Annotated in this window: 9 protein-coding genes and 4 pseudogenes; 4 read left to right on the forward strand and 9 right to left on the reverse strand. The window is 72.0% G+C overall.

The genetic code is table 11. From position 1 onward, the window contains the following. Positions 1 to 37: 37 nt before the first annotated feature. Together ACN28I_RS40615 and ACN28I_RS40620 are read right to left on the reverse strand one after the other, a co-directional pair. Complete coding sequence (locus ACN28I_RS40615) at positions 38 to 3706, reverse strand: CHASE3 domain-containing protein (RefSeq protein ID WP_420947261.1); 3669 nt, start codon at positions 3704 to 3706, stop codon at positions 38 to 40. Positions 3707 to 3872: 166 nt separating this feature from the next. Further along, complete coding sequence (locus ACN28I_RS40620) at positions 3873 to 4766, reverse strand: tetratricopeptide repeat protein (RefSeq protein ID WP_420947262.1); 894 nt, start codon at positions 4764 to 4766, stop codon at positions 3873 to 3875. 161 nt (positions 4767 to 4927) lie between these two features. Here ACN28I_RS40620 and ACN28I_RS40625 point away from each other — a divergent pair, with 161 nt between their 5' ends. Further along, positions 4928 to 6508 (forward strand): ArnT family glycosyltransferase, encoded by a 1581-nt coding sequence (locus tag ACN28I_RS40625; RefSeq protein ID WP_420947263.1) that lies wholly within the window; start codon positions 4928 to 4930, stop codon positions 6506 to 6508. 136 nt (positions 6509 to 6644) lie between these two features. Then, a complete protein-coding gene (locus tag ACN28I_RS40630) occupies positions 6645 to 8444 on the forward strand; it encodes a PAS domain-containing protein (RefSeq protein ID WP_420947264.1) in 1800 nt (599 codons plus the stop codon). A gap of 6 nt (positions 8445 to 8450) precedes the next feature. On the opposite strand, the gene ACN28I_RS40635 is transcribed toward ACN28I_RS40630, so the two are convergent. The 5 genes and pseudogenes from ACN28I_RS40635 to ACN28I_RS40655 form a co-directional block, all read right to left on the reverse strand. Beyond that, positions 8451 to 9131, reverse strand: a complete 681-nt coding sequence (locus tag ACN28I_RS40635; protein ID WP_420948806.1) for a sensor histidine kinase — start codon at positions 9129 to 9131, stop codon at positions 8451 to 8453. 102 nt (positions 9132 to 9233) lie between these two features. Beyond that, positions 9234 to 9317, reverse strand: a pseudogene (locus ACN28I_RS40640) (hypothetical protein); the annotation flags it as partial. A gap of 449 nt (positions 9318 to 9766) precedes the next feature. Continuing rightward, positions 9767 to 11266 (reverse strand): annotated as a pseudogene (locus tag ACN28I_RS40645) (PAS domain S-box protein); the annotation flags it as partial. Further along, positions 11263 to 11508 (reverse strand): annotated as a pseudogene (locus ACN28I_RS40650) (sensor histidine kinase); the annotation flags it as partial. The pseudogenes ACN28I_RS40650 and ACN28I_RS40645, both read right to left, overlap by 4 nt. Before the next feature lie 144 nt (positions 11509 to 11652). After that, positions 11653 to 12039, reverse strand: a pseudogene (locus tag ACN28I_RS40655) (PAS domain-containing protein); the annotation flags it as partial. Between the two features lie 314 nt (positions 12040 to 12353). Between ACN28I_RS40655 and ACN28I_RS40660 the strand changes: the two are divergent. After that, on the forward strand, positions 12354 to 12644 hold the full coding sequence (locus tag ACN28I_RS40660; protein WP_420947265.1) for a type II toxin-antitoxin system RelE family toxin: 291 nt from the start codon (positions 12354 to 12356) through the stop codon (positions 12642 to 12644). A 79-nt stretch (positions 12645 to 12723) separates the two neighbouring features. Here ACN28I_RS40660 and ACN28I_RS40665 read toward each other — a convergent pair whose 3' ends face one another. Further along, positions 12724 to 13662 carry a DUF2381 family protein gene (locus tag ACN28I_RS40665; RefSeq protein ID WP_420947266.1) on the reverse strand — a complete coding sequence of 313 codons (939 nt, stop codon included), beginning with the start codon at positions 13660 to 13662 and terminating at the stop codon, positions 12724 to 12726. A gap of 117 nt (positions 13663 to 13779) precedes the next feature. Beyond that, positions 13780 to 15480, reverse strand: coding sequence for a serine/threonine protein kinase (locus tag ACN28I_RS40670; RefSeq protein WP_420947267.1), 1701 nt, complete (start codon positions 15478 to 15480; stop codon positions 13780 to 13782). Positions 15481 to 15714: 234 nt separating this feature from the next. Here ACN28I_RS40670 and ACN28I_RS40675 point away from each other — a divergent pair, with 234 nt between their 5' ends. After that, positions 15715 to 18486, forward strand: a complete 2772-nt coding sequence (locus ACN28I_RS40675; protein ID WP_420947268.1) for a PAS domain-containing protein — start codon at positions 15715 to 15717, stop codon at positions 18484 to 18486. The last annotated feature ends 89 nt before the right edge of the window (positions 18487 to 18575 follow it).

An 18575-nucleotide genomic window follows, 5' to 3' on the forward strand; every position in this document is an offset into this window, starting at 1 on the left:
CTCTCCCATAGGGAGAGGGGACCTCCACGGGTCTCCACTAGTTGCCGGGGGAGAGCGCCACCAGGTTGGAGAGGATGGAGAGCAGTTCGGTGGGCTCCACGGGCTTGGCCACGTGCATGTTGAAGCCGGCCGTCAGGGCGCGGGCCCGGTCCTCCACCCGTGCGTAGGCCGTGAGGGCCACCGCTGGGACTCCGCCCCCCTCCTCGGCCGGGAGCGCCCGCACCTGGGCGATGAGCCGGTAGCCGTCCTCCCCCGGCATGCCGATGTCCGAGACGAGCAGCTCGGGCCTCGCCTCGCGCACGGCCCGGAGGGCCTCGGACGTGGAGGCGGCGGTGAAGACGTGCGCCCCGGACTCCTCCAACAGCACCTTCAGCACCTCGCGGTTGTCCTCCTCGTCGTCCACCACGAGGATGCGCCGCCGCGCGAGCACCGCATTCATGGGCAGGGCCGTGCCCGGGGCGGGGCGCTCCGGTGGGCGCTCCGCCGTGCTCGGCCGGGGCATGGCGGAGGGCAGGTGGACCGTGAAGGTGGCCCCCTGGCCCGGTCCGCCGCTCGCGGCGTGCACCGTCCCCCCGTGCAGCTCCACCAGGTGGCGGACGATGGCCAGCCCCAGGCCCAGTCCCCCATGCCGCCGCGTGGTGCCGCCCTCGAGCTGGCGGAAGCGCTCGAAGATGTACGGCAGGAAGTCCGCCGGAATCCCCGGCCCCTCGTCCGTCACCGTCACCTCCACCGAGGCCTCCACGCGCCGCAGCCGCACCCCGACACGGCTCTCCCCGGGGGAGAACTTCACCGCGTTGGAAAGCAGGTTCCACACCACCTGCTGCAGCCGGCCCGCGTCCCCCATCACCAGATCCCCACCCGGCTCGAGCTCCGCCTGGAGCCGGATGCTCTTGGCGTCCGCCGCGGGACGCACCGACTCCAGCGCCGCCTGGATGACGTCCACCAGGTGCACCGGCTGCATCTCCAGCCGCAGCTTGCCGGAGATGATGCGGCTCACGTCCAGCAGATCCTCGATGAGCTGGGCCTGCGCCTGGGTGTTGCGGTCCACCGTCTCCAGGGCCTTGGCGTGCTTCTCGGGCGGCAGCCGCCCGGTGCGCAGCATCTTCACCCAGCCGATCATCGCCGTGAGGGGCGTGCGCAGCTCGTGGCTGACGGTGGCCAGGAAGTCGTCCTTGAGCCGGTTGGCCTCCTCCGCGCGCTGGCGCTCCTCGCGGGCCAGGGAGAAGAGCCGCGCGTTGTCCAGCGCCATCGCCACCCGGCGCGCCACCTCCTCCATCAGCAGCACGTCCCCCTGCCCGTAGCGGCGGCCGGAGGACTCCGTCGTCGCGAACGTCAGCACGCCGAGCGTCCGCCCCCGCGCCATCAGGGGCACGGACATCATGGAGCGGATCTTCATCTCCCGGATGGCCCGCAGGTGCTCGGGGCTCTGCGCCGATTGCTCCTCGAAAGCGCCGGTCACCTCCGTCACGTAGATGGTCTTGTCCGAGCGCATCGCCCGGGCGGAGGGGTGCTCGAGGTTGCGCACGGGAGGGAAGTGGCGCAACCGCTCCGCGAGCTCCGTCAGCGCGGGGTCGGCGTGGACCACCTCGACGCGCTCGACGCGGCCGTCCTCTCCCACCAGGTCCACCAGACACCAGTCCGCCAGCGCCGGCACGGCGAGGCGGGCCACCTGCTTGAGCGTGGCCGCCTGGTCCAGCGAGGCCACGAGCGCCGCGCTCGCCTCGGAGAGGTAGCGCAGCGTCTCCGCGCCGCGCTTCTGGTCGTCGATGTCCGTGCAGGTGCCGAACCAGTGCGTGATGCGCCCCGCTCCATCCCTCAGGGGCAGGCCCCGCGCGATGAACCAGTGGTAGGCCCCGTCCGTGCCCCGCCGCATGCGGTACTCGACGGCGTAGGGCTCGCCCGTGGAGACCGCGTGCCGCCAGGCCACCAGCGTCTTCCCGAGGTCCTCCGGGTGGACGCTCCGCAGCCAGCCGTCCCCCTTCGTCTGCTCCGGCGTCTGCCCCGTGTACTCGTACCAGCCCGGATTGAAGTACTCGGCGTAGCCGTCCGCCCGCGCCCTCCAGATGAGCTGGGGGAGCGCCTCCGTGAGCAACTGGAAGCGTGCCTCGGACTCGCGCTGCTGTTGCTCGGCGTGCTTGCGGGAGGTGATGTCCATCAGCACGCCCGCCAGCTTCGAGGGCTGCCCGTGCTCGTCGAGCAGGAGCCGGCCGCGGCTCTCCTGCCAGCGCACGCCGCCGTCCACGCGCACGATGCGGTACTCCAGCCGGTGCTCGCCCTGCTCCCGCGCCGTCTGCTCCAGCGAGCGGGCCACGAACTCGCGGTCCTCCGGGTGGATGAGCGCCAGGGCGGCGTCGGTGGTGCCCATGAACGTGCCGGGCTCCAGGCCGTACATGGGCTCGATGTTGGGCGTCCACACCACGCGCCGGCTGCTCAGGTCCCACTCCCAGGCCCCCACCTCCGCGGCCTTCAGCGTCCTGCGCAGGTGGGCCTCGCTCTCGCGCAGCGCGGCCTCCGCCCGCTGGCGGTAGGCCAGGGCCTCCTCCGCCGCCTGCCGGGCACGGACCTGATCCGTCACCTCCACCGCGAAGAGGAGCACGGCCTCCACCTGCCCCTCCGCGTCCAGCAGCGGCTGGTAGGTGATGTTGAAATAGCCCTCCACGGGCTGGCCGTCGTTGTTGCGATCCAACATCACCCGGCTCCCGGTGGCCGTGAACGGCTGCCGGGTGCGGAAGACATCGTCGAAAATCTCGAGGAGCCCGGAGGCCGCGTGCTCGGGATGGGCCTCGCGGACCGTCCGGCCCACCAACCGCCGGTTTCCGTGGAGCCGCTGGAGGCCCGGGTTGGCCAGCTCGCATAGCTGATCCGGCGCCCGGTAGACGCCCACCGCGGCGGGCACCTGCGTGAGGATGGCCTGGAAACGGGCCCGTTGCCGCTCGGCCTCGGCCCGCACATGGGCGGACTGCTCGCGCTCCAGCTCCGCCTCGCGCTCGGCCTCCTCCCGCTGCCGCGAGCGGAAGTCGCGCAGGAAGGACACGGCGGTGAGCCCGATGAAGCCCAGCAGGAAGCCACTGCCCGAGAGCACCACGAGGTCGGTGCTCCGGGCGGTTTCCTCCAGCCGCGCGTTGCGTGCCTCCAGGCGCCGCTGCTCCTCCACGCGCAGCTCCGCCGCGAGCACGCGCAGCTCGTCCATGAGTCGCTTGCCCTCGCCGGAGCGCACCGGCTCGAGCGCGGCGGCGGACTGGCCCCGGCGTTCCAGTTGGACGGTCCGCTCGATCAGCGCGAGCTTGCGCTGGATGAGCGACTCCATCTGATCGAGCCGTTGTTGCTGGCGGGTGTCGCCCGAGGCGAGGGCGCGCAGGCGCTCCAACGTGGGGCGGATGTGCTGCCGGGCTTCCTCATAGGGGGCGAGGAAATGGGGCTCGCGGGTGAGCAGGTAGCCGCGCTGGCCCGTCTCCGCGTCCTTCATCAGCGACAGCAGCAGCTCCGCCTCGTTGAGGACGTCCAGGGTGTGCGTCACCCGGGCCGAGCCCGACGCGAGCTGCCGGGTGGAGCGCAGGAAGAGGCCGGCGATGAGGACCACGGCGAGCGAGGCCGCGAGGAAACCGGCGAGCACCGGCATCGGCAGGCGGCGCGAGCGCCTGGCGGTGGGGGCTCCTTTCCTTTCGGAGGTGCCTGGGGTGGGGGTGCTCGGAGGTGTCGGGTCCATTCAGGCGGTGTTCCAGGACGCTTACCTCACAGCCCCCTTGTACCGGGGTCCTAAGGGAGATCCACGTCGGCTCGGTAACACATGACGCGCGCCCAAATGACAACCGGGCCGCCCCCAGGGATGCTCCCTGGCGACGGCCCGGCTGGTGAGTCAGCTCAGCGGTGGCTTACTGCGCCAGGGCCTGCTGATCGGCCAGGCGCTTGGCGCACTCGGCCTTCATGTCCACGTAGTAGTCCTTGGCGGACAGGGAGATGGCCTTGGTGTACAGGTCCAGGGCCTCCGGGTACTTGCCCGAGGCGTCCAGCAGCACCGCGAGGTTGTAGAGCGCCGCGGGGTTCTGCGGGTTGGTCTGCACGTAGGACTCCATCTCGGTGATGGCGCGCGGAACGTTGCCCTTCTCCGCCACCTCGATGATGGGCTTCTGGGCCTTGTCGTCCCCGTCCATGCGGATGGACTTGGTCACGTACTTGGGGGTGATCTCATAGAGGATGCGGCCCACGAGCGCGCGGGCGGCGTTGCCGATGGCGGCGTCCTTGTCCTCGCCACGGCCGACCATCTCGTACTCCTCCTCGGCCAGCAGGGCCTTGCCCGAGGCGTTGAAGGCGGTGACGCTCACCACCGTCTTGGCCTCGTAGAACTTCTCCTCACGCTCGGTGGCGTTGCCCTTGCTGTCGGTGCCCTTGATGGTCTCGGTCTTCTTCTCGGCGTCCCAGTCGTTGACGTCGATGCGGATGCCGATCTCATCCTGGCCCTGGGCCGGGCCGGAGCCGGTGTTGAGGATCTGCACGGAGCGGCCGGCCACCTTCACGACGATGCCCTCGTCGGAACGGTCGGTGACCTGGAAATAGCCCTCGCCGCGGGCCTGGCGGGTCAGCTCATCGATGAGGAAGTCGCGGGCGCCCTTGCGGCCCTCGGTCTGCACCACCGTCAGCCGCTTGGCGGCGCCCAGGTTCACACGGGCCGGCTGCAGGACATTGACCTTCAGAGTCGGCGCGCAGCCCACCGCGAGGGTGGCCGCGAACGCCAGGACGACGTGACGCAGAGAACGGGAAGACAACATGTTGGGTGATTCCCCCTTTGGATCGCCCGGATTCGGGCGGGGCCGCAGGGTACACGCCTGTCTGTCCAACAGACAACCTGATGGGGGAGGGTGGAAAAAGACCCGTGGGAAGGGGGCGCTCGCTTGGCTTTGGGCCGGGCCTGCGTATTCTGCGCGCCCTCATGCCGTCCGCTTCGTCCGTTCCCGCCTCCCCCCGCCCCTCGGGCGCCTCCCCCGTCCTCTCCGCCGTGCCCGATGTGGCCCCGGAGCCGAGCACCCGGCTGCTGCTGTTGCTGCTGCTGGGCGCGGCGTTGCTGCCGCGGCTGCTGCTCATGCCCTTCAATGAGAACTTCTACGGGGACGCGGTGGCGCGCACGGAGCTCGCCGAGCGCTGGGTGCGTGAGCCGCACCTCATCACCTCCTATGGAGATGGGGCCTACCAGTTCGGGCCGCTGCACCTGTACGGGGTGGGCGCCGCGCTGAAGGTGGTGCAGGACAAGGCGCTCGCGGGCCGGCTGGTGAGCCTGCTCTTCGGAGTGCTGTCGGTGGTGCCGCTCTTCGCGCTCACCCGGCGGTTGTTCGACTGGCGCGCCGGCGTGTGGGCCTCCCTGGCCTTCTCCGTCTGGGGCATGCACCTGCAGATGTCCACGACGGCGGCCAGCGAGGCGATGTCGCTCTTCTTCATGCTGGGGGTGTTCGCGCTGATCGCCCAGGGGCTGGACGAGAACCGGATGGGGCCCCTCTTCGGGGCCGCGCTGGTGCTCAACCTGGCGTGCGCCACGCGCTACGACGCGTGGATGTTCATGCCGCTGCTGGCCGTGGCGCTGCTCTTCTGGGGCGAGGACCGGGTGGCCGCCCTCACGCGCGCGGTGGGCTTCGGCCTGCTGTGCCTGCCCTTCCCGCTGTTGTGGATGCAGGGCAACGAGATGGCGCACGGAGACCCCTTCTTCCCCATCCACGTGGTGGAGCAATTCCACGCGGACTGGACGCGCGAGGGCGTGGCCCGGGTGGGCGAGTGGCGCTTCCGGCTGGAGAGCCTGGGCTTCTGGCCGGGCGTGGCGCTGCTGACGCTGTCGCCGGGCGTGGCGCTGCTGGGCATGGTGGGCATGTGGCGCTCGTGGCGGGAGCGGCCGGACACGCGCTGGCTGGTGCTCGCCGCGGTGGTGCCCGCCGCCTACTTCACCTTCCGCGCCGTGGTGCTGCTCGACTTCCAGCCCCTGGGCCGCTTCACGGTGACGGAGCTGGCGGTGCTGCTGCCCTTCGTCGTGCCGGGCCTCGAGGCGGTGCGCGGCGCCGGGGCGCGCAAGGCCGTGGCCGGCGTGTGCACCGTGCTGGCGGTGGCCGTGCCCCTCGCCCTGGGCCTCTTCACCTTCCGCGCGGATGGCCGCTGGCAGGACAGCCTCCGGCCGGTGAGCCCCACCTCCACCAACCCCGTGCCCCTCATGCAGGTGGCCCGCTTCCTCGAGGAGGAGGTCGCCGCCAAGGGCGGCGCGGCCGTGGTGGATCAGGATCCCAACTACATGGATCTCCAGCTCGCCTTCTTCTCCGGCCTGCCGGAGGAGCGGCTGGCCCGCGTGCGCTGGGAGACCTTCCGCAAGCACCTGCGCCTGGCCCAGCCGGAGTACCTCGTGCGCTTCGACCAGGGCACGCTGGTGAAGGATCCGGGCGTGAAGCTGGAGGGCCGCACGCTGACGCTCGATGGCGTGGCCTACGAGGAGCAGGACGGCTTCTCCGCGCCGCTGCACGTCTACCGGCGCCGCTGAGCCTTCCCCCACGGTTGTCCAGGTGACAGAGCCGGGGACGCCCTGGCAGGGGCTCTCGTCTCCATGAGACAAAGCCTGGAGACTGGGTCCCAGAATCCCCCCCGCTCGTGACACCCCCTCGACAGGCTCCCAGGCCATGAAGTCCGCCGCGCCGCTCTCCGGGCCCTCCCACGCCACGGATCAAGCGAGCATCCTCATCGTCGACGACAGCCCCAACCAGCTCGTGGCACTCCAGGCGTTGCTGGCACCCCTGGGCCAGCGGCTGGTGACGGCCTCCTCGGGAGGGGAGGCGCTGCGGCTGCTGCTGGGAATGGACTGCGCGCTCGTGCTGCTGGACGTGCACCTGCCGGACATCGACGGCTTCGAGGTGGCGCGCCTCATGCGCGAGCGGGATCGCTCGCGCCGCACCCCCATCATCTTCATCTCCGGGCTGACGGCGGACGTGGCCTTCACCTCCCGCGGCTATGCCATGGGGGCGGTGGACTTCCTCTTCAAGCCGTTCGATCCGCAGGTGCTGCGCGCCAAGGTGGAGGTGTTCGTCGAGCTGTACCTGCACCGCGAGCGGCTCAAGGTGCAGGCGGAGCGCGAGAAGGCCGAGACGGAGCGCGCGCGCCTGCTGAGCCTGCTGGTGCAGACGCCGGCGGCCATCGCCCTCACCCGGGGGATGGACTTCGTCTTCGAGTTCGCCAACCCGCTCTACGAGAAGATGCTGGGCCGGCCCGTCACCCTGGGCCGGCCGCTGCGCGAGGTGATGCCGGAGATCGCCTCGCAGCCGGCGGTGATGGAGGCGCAGCGGCGCGCCATGCGCACCGGCGAGCCCTTCGTGGGCCGCGAGTTCCCGGTGACGCTCGACAGGCAGGGGAAGGGCCGCGGGGAGGAGACCTTCTTCAACCTCGTCTACCAGCCGCTCCGGGACGAGCACGGCGAGGTGGCGTGGCTGCTCACCCATGCGGTGGAGGTGACGGAGCAGGTGCACGCGCGGCGCAAGCTCGAGGCCGCCGAGGCGGAGCTGCGCCAGCGCGAGGCCGAGTTCCGCGGCCTGGCCGAGAACATCCCCGACCTGGTGGCCCGCTTCGATCCCCAGCGCCGCCTGCTCTACGTCAACCCCGTCATCGAGCGCCTCCTGGGACAGCCCTCGGAGCACTTCCAGGGCCGCACCATGAGCGAGCTCGGCATGCCGGCGGAACGGGTGGGCCAGTGGAAGGACTCCTTCACCGAGGCGTTCGCGGGCCGGGACACCTCGCTCGAGTTCGTCTTCTCCACGCCGTCGGGGTCCCGGGCCTTCGAGGCGCACGTGGTGCCCGAGCGGGACGCGCACGGAGAGGTGCGCTCGGTGCTCGCCGTGGCCCGGGACGTGACGGAGGCGCGCAACCGCGAGCAGGCGCTGCGGGAGAGCGAGGGCCGCTTCCGGCTGCTGGCCGAGGCGGGCGAGCTGCTCTCCTCCCTGGAGGATCGCACCGTCCTGCGCAAGCTGACGGAGCTGGTCGTGCCGCGCCTGGCGGACTGGGCGGCGGTGGATCTGCTCTCCGAGGCGGGCGTGGTGGAGCGGGTGGCCGCGGATCACTGCGAGCCGGAGAAGGCGGCGCTCGCCTTCGAGATCGCCCGCCGCTGGCCCATCGACATCTCCCATGGAGGGATTGGCCAGGTGCTGCGCACGGGCGAGCCCCTGCTGCTGCCGCACATGCCGGAGGAGCTGTTGCCCTCCCTGGCGCGCAGCGAGGAGCACCTGCGCCTGGCGCGCACGTTGGGGTTCCGCTCCTCGCTGTGTGTGCCCCTCCTGTCGCGCGGACGGGTGCTGGGCGCCCTCACCCTGGTGCAGTCCGAGAGCGGCCGGCAGTTCAGTGAGAAGGATCTGCCGCTCGTGAAGGAGCTGGCGCGGCGGGCGGGGCTCGCCGTGGACAACGCGCTGCTCTACCGCGAGGCGCGCGGGACGTAGGCGGGCTCAGCCGCCCTTCGCGGGGGGATGGCGGGGCAGCCGCACCGTGAAGGTGGTGCCGTCCTCCGGGGTGGAGCGCGCGTCCAGGGTGCCGCCGTGGCCGAGGACGATCTCCCGGGTGATGTAGAGGCCCAGGCCCAGGCTGCCCCGGCCCGCGCCGGCCTCCGCTCCCCGCCGGTAGGGCTCGAAGAGCGTGGGCAGCAGCTCGGCGGGGATGGCGGGGCCCTCGTTGTGCACCTCGAGCACGAGGCTCGAGTCCACGCCCCGGGTGGACACCCGGACGGCGGTGCCCGGAGGGCTGTGCTGCAGGGCATTGCCCACCAGGTTGGTGACGACCTGGGCCAGCCGGCCCTCATCCGCTTCACCCCGGCCCTCGCCGCTGGCCTGGAAGCCGATGCGGCGCCCGGGCCAGGCCAGCCGCACCTCCTCCACCACGCGCCGCACGTGCTCATGGAAGTCCAGCGGCTGGGGATGGATGGGGATGCCGCCCCCCACGCGCGCCTGGGTGAAGTCGAGCAGATCGCGGATCATCCCGCTGGCCCGGTCCGCCGCCGAGGCGATGCGGTGGGCCGTCTTCGTGGTGCGCTCGTTGACGGCCTCGCGCTCGAGCAGGGTGGCCGACAGGGAGATGGCGTTGAGGGGGTTGCGGAGGTCGTGGCTGACGATGGCGACCACGTCCTCGCGCACCCGGATGGCCTCCTGCGCCTGCTGGAAGAGGCGCGCGTTGTCGATGGCCACGGCGGCACGGTCCGCGAGGCCCTTGGCCACCTCCAGGTCCTCGGCGAATGCGTTCCGGTGGGTGTGGGGCTGGAGCCAGGCGAGGTTGATGATGCCCAGCTTGCGGCCGCGGGCCACCAGGGGCACCAGGGCCACGGACTTCGGACCGAGCGCCTCCAGCAGGGCCCGGTGCTCCGCGTTCCGTGCGGCGGAATCCAGCCACGCGGAGGTGAGCTTCCGGCACGGCCAGGGCCTCGCCGCTCTCCAGCGCCCGGATCAGCGGACTGTGGCTTCCCATCAAGGGCGGGTAGGGCCGCGTGCGCTGGAGGAGGCCGTCCATCTCCGGATGGCGGGTCGCCAGCTCCAGGCGGTGCAACTGTCCGTCCTCCCCCAGCAGGTCCACCATGCAGTAGTCGCACAGGTGCCTCACGGCCAGGGAGGTGAGCTTCTTCAGGGTGGTGGCGAGGTCGAGCGACTGCGACAGCAGGGTGCCCGCCTCGAGGAAGAAGGCCTGGTTCTGCTCGGCGCGCTTGCGCGCGGTGATGTCGCGCACCATGCCCGTGAAGAGGCGCCCCTGGGGCAGCAGCGTCTCGCTGACGGTGCAGCTCCAGGGGGAAGACGCTCCCGTCCTTGCGCCGGCCGTGCACCTCGCGGCCGATGCCGATGACCTTGCGCTCGCCCGTGCGCAGGTAGTGCTCCATGTAGCCGTCATGCCCGCCGCGGTAGGGCTCGGGCATGAGGATGCTGACGTTCTGGCCGATGAGCTCCTCGGGCGCGTAGCCGAAGAGGCGCGTGGTGGCCGGGTTGACGCCCTGGATGCGGCCCCGCTCGTCGATGGTGATGATGCCGTCCACCGCCGTCTCCAGGATGGCCCGCAGCCGCTGTGTCGTCTCGAGCAGCGTCTGCTCGGCGCGCTTGCGCCGGGAGATGTCGCGGGTGAACTTGGAGAAGCCGCGCAGCACGCCCGCCTCGTCGCGCAGCGCGGTGATGACGATCTCCGCCCAGAAGCGGCTGCCGTCCTTGCGCACGCGCTGCCCCTCCGTCCGGCAGTGGCCCTGGGTGACCGCGGCGCGGATGCACCGCTCGGGCACCCCGGCCTCCCGATCCTCCGGCGTGTGGAAGAGGGCGATGTGCTGGCCGAGCACCTCGCGCTGCTTGTAGCCCTTGATGCGCTCGGCGCCCGTGTTCCAACTGATGACCCGGCCCTCGATGTCCAGCAGGTAGACGGCGTAGTCCTCCACGCCCTCCACCAGCAGGCGGAAGCGTGCCTCGCTCTCGCGCACGGCCTGCTCGGCGGCCTTGCGCGCGGTGATGTCCAGGGAGATGGCCCCGACTCCCGTGGGAAGGCCCTCGGCGCCGGCCAGGGGGAACTTCACCGACAGGTACGTGCGCGGGCCCGAGTCGAACTCGACCACCTCCTCGAACGTGCCGGCCCGGCCCGCCAGCACCCGGGCGTCGTTGGCCCGGACGGTCCCGGCCAGCGGCGCGAGGAAGAGCGCGGAGTCGTCCCGGCCCAATATCTCCTCGAGCGGGCGGCCCATGAGTTGCTGCTGGTGGCGGTTGATATAGAGGTAACGGCCCTCGGCGTCCTTGGCGAAGATGGAGACGGGGGCCTGGTCCAGCAGCGCCCGGAGTCGCTCCGCTTCCACGCGCTGGACGGCGTCGCGCTGGCGTTGGTACTCGGCCACGCCCTCGGCGATGCCGGTGGTGATGAAGGCCGTCAGGGCCCGCACCTCCCCCAGGGTGACGCGCACGCCCGTCTCCTCCACCAGGTCCAGGATGCACTCGCGCAGCACGTGGTACTCGCGCACCAGCGCCTGCACGTCGAAGCCGATGCGCAGCCGCTGGCCTCCGTGCTCGCGTGCCACCGGCAGCCACTCCGGCACCGGGGGCGCGCCGGGGGCCGTGTGCCGGCGCAGCACCCGGGCCATCTCCCACAGGTACTCGCCGATGTGGTCCTCCAGCGCCGCCTGCGTCCGGGGGGCCGGGGCGAGCCCCTCGCGCAGCCGCTCCGTCCACCGCTGGATGAGCTCCTCGTGCCGCGTCTCCAGCACGTCCGCCAGCGTGGTGGGCGGGGACTCCGACGCGTGCGGATCGAAGTTCACGGGCGGCTCCCCTCCGCGGGAGGCCGCAACGGCAGCTCCACGGTGAAGGTGGTCCCCGCCCCGGGCGTGCTCTCCACGTGCACCGTGCCGCCCAGCGCCTCGACGAGCCGCCGCGTCATGTACAGGCCCAGGCCCCCGCCCCCGTAGTGGCGCTCGGACACCGCGCGCTCGAAGCGGCCGAAGATGCGCGGCAGGTGCTCCGGCGCGATGCCGATGCCCTCGTCCCGCACCGTCAGCCGTGCCCGCTCCTCCTGGGCCCGCTTGTCGCTGGAGTCATCGGTGTTCGTCCCCACCCATTCCCACCCGAGCTCCTCCCTTGGCCGCTGGCCGGTGAAGACCACCTGGGCCGTGGCCATCACCAGCGAGCGGAAACGCGACTCGCCGGTGATGTCGTGGACGGTGGCGCCCAGGCCCACGAGGGTTCCGGCCTCATCCCTCACCGGGTAGTAGCCGGCCAGGTAAGGGGGGGCCTGGCCGCCCGTGGCGCGGGTCCGGCCCGTGAGGAGGGCGTCGATGACCGGCTGGCCCGTGGACAGGACGCGTTCGAGCTGCGGGAGCACCTCGGTGATGCTCTTGCCCAGGTGCGCCTCGGGCGGCAGGCCGTTGAGGGCGGCCAGCGTCTTGTTGACGCGCAGGTAGCGCAGGTGCTCGTCGAGGAAGGCCAGGCCGATGGGCGCCTCCCACAAGGAGGCGAACTGCGCGGAGATGAGCGTGTCCGGTCCGCTCCAGGGCGAGGCATCGAAGGGGCGGGGGATGGTCGGATGCGGGCTCATGGAGAGGTTCCGGTCTCCCGCTCATGCGTGGAACCGGCCGGACTCCCGGACAAGCTCGTGGATGCGCGGTGCCGTCATTCAAGGGACATATGCAGGCCCCTTCGGGCTCGCACCCGAGGCTCCCCTTTCCCCGGGGAGAGCGAACATTCCCCCGGCTGCCCCCCATCCTGATCGCACAGCTCCCACAGCACCGGACTGAACATTCTTCCGGTTTGTGCCTGTAAGGACTTCAGGCTCGCTCTCGAGCCCTGCGATAAGTGTTGAAGAAGACAGACGAGGGAGCTGGCCCGGATCCTGCTCTGAACAGCTTCGGAATGCGTCGACCCGAGAGCCTCACCCGATACACCGTGGAAGTGAGTCCGAACGCCTGGAGGCAGATGGCCCATCTGCCGCTGGAGACGTACCAGCGTATTCGCGAGGCCCTGGACGCGATCGCGGCCCGGATGAGGCCCGAGACGCCCGCTCCCCTGCCGCAGAAGTACATCCGGCCCCTGGAGACCCGCTCCCTGTCGGTGGGCAACCACATCGCGGTCTATGAGGTGGACCCCGTGCGCAAGCGCCTCACGTTGACGGAGATCGCGCGGCGGTCGATGCCGGGCTCGTGAGCCGCCGGGCAGGCGCCATGCCGGGCACGCACAACCCTCATCCTCTCTCCGGGGTTTGACGGCCGCACCGCACGTCGAGCTACGGGAACGTCACGCCGTCGAAGAACTCCCCGGGGCCACCGTCTTGGCTCCACAGCTTCAGGGTGAAGGTGCCGCGCGCCTCTTCCTCCGTCATCTCCACCTCCACCCCGATGCGGCGCGTCTTCCCCGGCGGGATGGGCCCCTGGGTCCACACGCCGAGCGCCTTCCACTCCGTGTGCCGCGGCCCCATCAGCACCGCACCCGCGGGCGTCCAGGGCCGGGTCCCCAGGTTCCGTACCTCCTGCTCCAGGGCCAGCCGCACCACCCGGTCCCCGCCCTCCACTCGCCCGGTGTCGGAGCGGTAGCTGCGTGCCCTGCTGCTGGTGAGCGTATTGCCCGGGCGCCAGGTGACGCTCTTGGCGATGTTCTCATCGGCGATGCCGCCCTCGCCCAGGAGCCGTTGGGCGATGAGACCCAGGAGACCCCTCCGCCCGGCGCACTCCGCCTCCAGCCGCGCCTTCTCCTGCCCGCATTGCCGGGCCTCCTCCCGCGCCCGCCGCTCTCCCTCCTGGCAGGAGGCACATGTGCACGGCTCGCGCGTCACCTCCACCTGCCGCTCGGCCTCGGAGGGGTGCACCACCAGCGAGAAGGTGGCGCTCGCCGGGGCCGCGCCGTCCTGGAAGAACACCGTCAGCGGCACGCGCTCCCCATCTCCCAGCGCTTTCGTGGGCACGAGTGTCAGGGACTCCGTCCCCAGGTCCGCCACCCGGAAACGTCCTGGCCCTGCCAGCTCCATGCGGACCAGCTTCGTGTCGAAGACAAGGGTGGTGGAGAGCCCCGGGTGGATGCACACCTCGGGGGCCCCGCCGGAGCCCTCCGCTGCCAGCTCGAGGTGGCGCGTGCCCCTCTCACAGCGGGGCAGGGGTGAAGGCTCGGCGGTGGTGGGGGCGAAGAGCAGCCTCGTTCCCACGAGGATGACGGCGGGCAGGACGGACACGGGGCGCGAACCTCCAGGGAGAGCGGACGAGACCGGGGAAGTTGGCCTCTACCACATCTCCTGTCCGGTGGTGTCCGGGCCCGCCCGGCTTTCCGCCCGTGCTGGCTCCAGGCCGGCCTATTTGAAGCGGTCCACCACCCGCAGCCCCACGACGGCGTCCACCAGCACCTTCCCCGGCCCGCTGCCGGCCCTGTACTCGAGGCCGACGTTTTCGCTCGAGTCCGTCAGCTCCATGCACACCGGGTACGTCTCCCCGGTGGGCGTGCGGGCCTCGGTGAAGCGGCCGTACACGCGCGTCTCGCCGAAGTAGAGCCGCCCGAAGAAGCGGGTGTCGCCCGGCAGCGCGACCTTGTAGCCCACCATCCCGGGACTGAGATGCGCCCCCGCCTCCCAGTCGCCCGGCACGAAGAGGGACACGTCCGCGTCCACGCGCACGGGCTTCTTGGTGCGGAGGTTGTCCTCGTTCCACGCCATGCTCCTCACTTCCCCCACGTCCAGGCCGAGCGTGTCCGTCATGAGCTCCACGGCTCCGGCGGGGCACGCCTCGGGAGGAGGGGCGCGGCGCACGGGAGGCACCTGCTGAGGGGTGCCCAGGCAGGCCTGGAGGGCGGCGCCGGTGAGGCCCAGGCACGCGGTGCGCACGGCGGGCGTCCGGCGCCTGGCGGGGGCTTCGGGCTGGGGGCCAGACGGCTGCGGCTGCTTTGGTTTCACGGGAGCATCGTCCTTTCGGGGCGCCTCGGCGGGAGGCGTGGCCACGGCCCGCACAGGTTCCGGTGCGTGCCCCCCGGGCGCCACTTCCTGGCCGGAGCCGAGCCACCAGGCCCCCAACGCCACGGCCAACCCCAGGCCCACCGCCGCCAGCAGCCGCCCCCCGCGCGCCCGGCGCTTCACGGGGGGCCGGGTCTCCGGGTGCAGCGGCGCATTCCAGGCCACGTCCTCCCGGGCCCGCAACTCCTCCAGCGCCTCGTACAGCGCCACGGCGCCCGGGTAGCGCGCCTCCGGACTCTTGGCCAGCAGCCGCAGGCACACCGCCTCCACCGCCCGGGGCACGCGCGGGTTGACGAGGTGCGGCGGCAGGGGCGTCTGGTGCAGCACCGCCTCCACGTCCTCGCCCCCGTCCTCGTGGGGCCGGAAGGGGAAGCGGCCCGTCAGCAGCCGGTAGAGCACCACCCCCAACGCGTACAGGTCGTCTCCCGGCCCGGCCCGGTAGTGCGCGCCCGGCTCGCCCGCGTGCGCGCGGCCATAGGCCCAGGCCTCCGGCGCGCGGTAGGGCGGCGTGCCGGGAGGAAACATCCCCTTCGTCAGGGTGGGGTCCCCCTTGTGGTAGCCCACCCCGAAGTCCACCAGCACCGCCTGTTCGTTGCTCTCGCGCACCAGGATGTTGGCTTCCTTCACGTCCCGGTGGATGACACCGGCCTCGTGTGCCACCGCCAGCGCACGCGCCACCTCCAACACCCGGTCCACCACCTCGCCCACGGTGCGCCCGGGCGCCCAACCCCATTCCTCGAGGGTGGAGCCGACAATCAGCTCCAGCTTCACCCAGAGGAAGCGAGGCTTGTCCGGAGGCCACTGGCCCGCGCCCAACTGGCGCGCGAGGTTGGGGTGGCGCAGGCGCAGGCCCAGCGACATCTCCCGCCAGGCGCGCGCGGCCCGCTCGGGGCCCTCGTCCAGGGGCAGCAGCTTGAGGGCGGACAGGTGGCCCTGGGGGCCGCGCACCCGGTACACGGTGGCGAAGCCGCCGGAGCCCAGCACGGCTTCCACCACGTCCCCGCCAATGCGGGTGCCGGGTGGCAGCGGGGACGTGTCGGGCGGACTCATGGCCCCCTCGTCGCGAAGAGGGACGGCGCGCTTGGGACTGGGGAAAGGAAACGTGCGGACACGCGAGGTCTACCTCCCAGGACCTCAACCTAGCAGGTCAAGCGCCCTGCCGTGTTGCAACTCTCTCTCGCATTTCCTGGCCAGGTCACCTGGGCCGCCAGGCAGGCACAGCTCCGAGTGCTCGAGGTACCCGCGGGCGAACACGGAGGAGTGGGTCGACGCATTCTTGGAGGTATGGCTGAACACGAGGCCCCTGCCGCCCAGGGGCGGGTCCGTCTCTGCGACTTCATCCGCGAGCACCGCCCCCGCATCCTCGAGTCGTGGGAGCGGGAGGTCCGCCGCCTCGCGGTGCCGCGGGACTTCTCCCACCCCCGGTTGATCGAGCACCTGTCCGCCTTCCTGGAGCGGGTGGCCGGGGTGGTGGAGACGGTGCACACCGGAGAGGAGAGGACGCTCGAGGGGATGCCCGAGGAGCATGCGCCGGAGCGGCTGGACGTGGGCCTGGACGTGGAGCAGGTGGCCCGGGAGTACGCGGTGCTGCGGGCCTGCGTCCTCGAGCTCTATGGCGAGCACCTCGCGGGGGTGGGCCCGTGGGAAGCGGGCGGGATGATGCGCGAGGTGGTGTGCTTCGACCGGACGTTCGACGAGGCCGTGACGGCCGCCGTCTCGCGCTATGCCCGGGCGCGCGCGCGGACGCTGGTGGCCCTGGACCGGCTGGCCGAGGCGGCGCTGGGGACGGAGGACCTGGAGGCCTTCCTGCCCAGGCTGCTGCGCGTGATGCTGGAGACGACCGGGTCGGTGGACTCCGTCACGCTGCTGCTGCGCGAGGGGGACGTGCTGCGGGTGCGCGCCTCGGTGGGGCTGGAGGCGCGGGTGCCCTCCGGCTTCTCGGAAGCGATCGCCGCCGAGCGGTGCCCGAAGGAGCTGCGCTCGGCGGAGCAGGGACTCCGGGCCCTCCATGGGGTGCCCCTGCTCGAGGGCGAGGACGTGCTGGGCGTGGCGCACATGGGCAGCCGCACGGCCTTCGAGTTCTCCCACGAGGACAAGCTGCTCTTCCGGGCGATGGTGACGCGGGCCACGGGCCTCATCGTCCAGGCGCGGCTCGTCGCCCGTGAGCGGGCGGCCCGCCAGGAGGCGCAGGAGCGCAAGGAGCTGCTGCGCCTGGTCATCGAGCAGAGCGGGGACGCCATCATGATGGCGGACGAGCGGGGCCAGATTCGCATCTTCAACGCGGAGGCCGAGCGGCTGCACGGGGTGAGCCGCGAGGAGATGGCCGCTCCCCGGTGGGCCCTGGAGTCCAGCCTGCTCACCGTGGAGGGCCGTCCCCTGTCGCGGGAGGAGGCGCCCCTGGCCCGCGCCCTGAGGGGAGCGCCGGTGACGGAGGCCCACTGGGTGGTGCGCCGGCCGGATGGCTCGGTGCGAACGCTGTGCGGCACCGCGCTGCCCATCCGCCGGCCGGACGGCTCGCTGGCCGGGGCGGTGCTCACCGCCCGTGACGAGACGGAGCGGCTGCTGCGCGAGGTGGAGACGGCCGAGGCGTTGGCCCTGCTCGACACGGTGCTGGCCACCGCGCCCGTGGGCCTGTCCTTCGTGGACCGGGAGCTGCGCTATGTCCGCATCAACCACGCGCTCGCCGCCATCAATGGCATTCCGGTGGGGAGCACGGTGGGACGCACCGTGCGGGAGGTGCTCCCGGAGCTGGCGCCCACCGTCGAGCCCCTCTACCGGCACGTGCTCGGCACCGGGGAGCCGCTGCTGGAACTCGAGGTGTCGGGCACCACGCCGGGCCTGGCGGGGGAGCGGGGCCACTGGCTGGTGAGCTACTACCCGGTGTGGAACGGGCGGGGGCAGGTCTTCATGGTGGGCTCGGTGGTGGTGGACATCACCGAGCGCAAGCGGACCGAGGAGCGGATGGCGCAGCTCGACGCCCTGGTCTCCGTGGCGCCCGCGGGCCTGGCGCTCCTGGATGGGGAGCTGCGCTACGTGCACATCAACGAGGCGCTGGCCCGGGTCAATGGCCTGTCCGTGGAGGCCCACCGGGGGCGGACGGTGGCCGAGGTGCTGCCGGAGTACGCCCCCCTGGTGGAGCCGCTGCTGCGGCGGGTGCTGGAGACGGGCGAGCCGCTGAGGGGGCTCGAGGCCCAGGCCATGAGCGCCCATGAGCCGGGGGTCCTCCACCACTGGGTGTCGGACTACTTCCCGGTGCGTGCGGCGGATGGGCGGGTGATGGGCCTGGGCGCGGCGGTGATGGACGTCACCGAGTCCAAGCGCAAGGAGGAGGAGCTGCACCGGGCGGCGGAGTTCCGCGAGCGCTTCCTGGGCATCGTCTCGCACGACCTGCGCAATCCGCTCAACGCCATCCTCCTGGCCGCCCATGCGCTGATGCAGTCGGATTGCGTGACCCGGCAGCACCTGAAGGCCGTGCGCCGCATCACCGCCAGCACCGAGCGCATGGTGCGGATGATTGGCGAGCTGCTCGACTTCACGCGGGGGCGGCTGGGTGGGGGCATTCCCATCTCGCCCCGGCCGGCCAATCTCCGCCACCTCTGCCGGCACGTGATGGAGGAGCTGGAGGCCGTCCACCTGGACCGGGAGTTGCGGCTGAAGGGGACGGGAGACTTCCTGGGGACGTGGGATCCGGACCGGCTCTCGCAGCTCCTGGGCAACCTGGGCAAGAACGCGCTCGACTACAGCCCGGCGGAGACACCCGTGGACTTCACGCTCCACGACGAGGGCGACACCCTGCGCGTGGAGGTGCACAACGAGGGGCCCCCCATTCCGGAGCAGTTGCTGGCGGGCATCTTCGAGCCCTTCCGGCGCGCGGTGCGGGGGGACGCCCATCCGACGTCGGGCCTGGGGCTGGGCCTCTTCATCGTCCAGGAGATCGCCCGGGCCCACGGGGGCCGCGTGGAGGTGTGCTCCCGCGAGAGGCAAGGCACCACCTTCACCGTGCGGCTGCCCCGGCACGCCCCCCGTGCGCCGTCTCCGGACAGGGCGCTGCACTGAGCCACGGGCCCGGGAGGCGCCGGCTCCTCCTCCACCGGCCTGGGGAGCGGGCGCCCGGAAGAGGCCGCCAGATCCGCTGCGCGGCAGGG

It is taken from the genome of Archangium gephyra, from assembly GCF_049060025.1.
Classification (GTDB): domain Bacteria; phylum Myxococcota; class Myxococcia; order Myxococcales; family Myxococcaceae; genus Archangium; species Archangium gephyra_A.

What these genes read in the sequence shown, in the direction of transcription:
- ACN28I_RS40615 (WP_420947261.1), bottom strand. Translation starts at nt 3,706, where the DNA reads ATGGACCCGACACCTCCGAGCACCCCCACCCCAGGCACCTCCGAAAGG.
- ACN28I_RS40620 (WP_420947262.1), bottom strand. Translation starts at nt 4,766, where the DNA reads ATGTTGTCTTCCCGTTCTCTGCGTCACGTCGTCCTGGCGTTCGCGGCC.
- ACN28I_RS40625 (WP_420947263.1), top strand. Translation starts at nt 4,928, where the DNA reads ATGCCGTCCGCTTCGTCCGTTCCCGCCTCCCCCCGCCCCTCGGGCGCC.
- ACN28I_RS40630 (WP_420947264.1), top strand. Translation starts at nt 6,645, where the DNA reads ATGAAGTCCGCCGCGCCGCTCTCCGGGCCCTCCCACGCCACGGATCAA.
- ACN28I_RS40660 (WP_420947265.1), top strand. Translation starts at nt 12,354, where the DNA reads ATGCGTCGACCCGAGAGCCTCACCCGATACACCGTGGAAGTGAGTCCG.
- ACN28I_RS40670 (WP_420947267.1), bottom strand. Translation starts at nt 15,480, where the DNA reads ATGAGTCCGCCCGACACGTCCCCGCTGCCACCCGGCACCCGCATTGGC.
- ACN28I_RS40675 (WP_420947268.1), top strand. Translation starts at nt 15,715, where the DNA reads ATGGCTGAACACGAGGCCCCTGCCGCCCAGGGGCGGGTCCGTCTCTGC.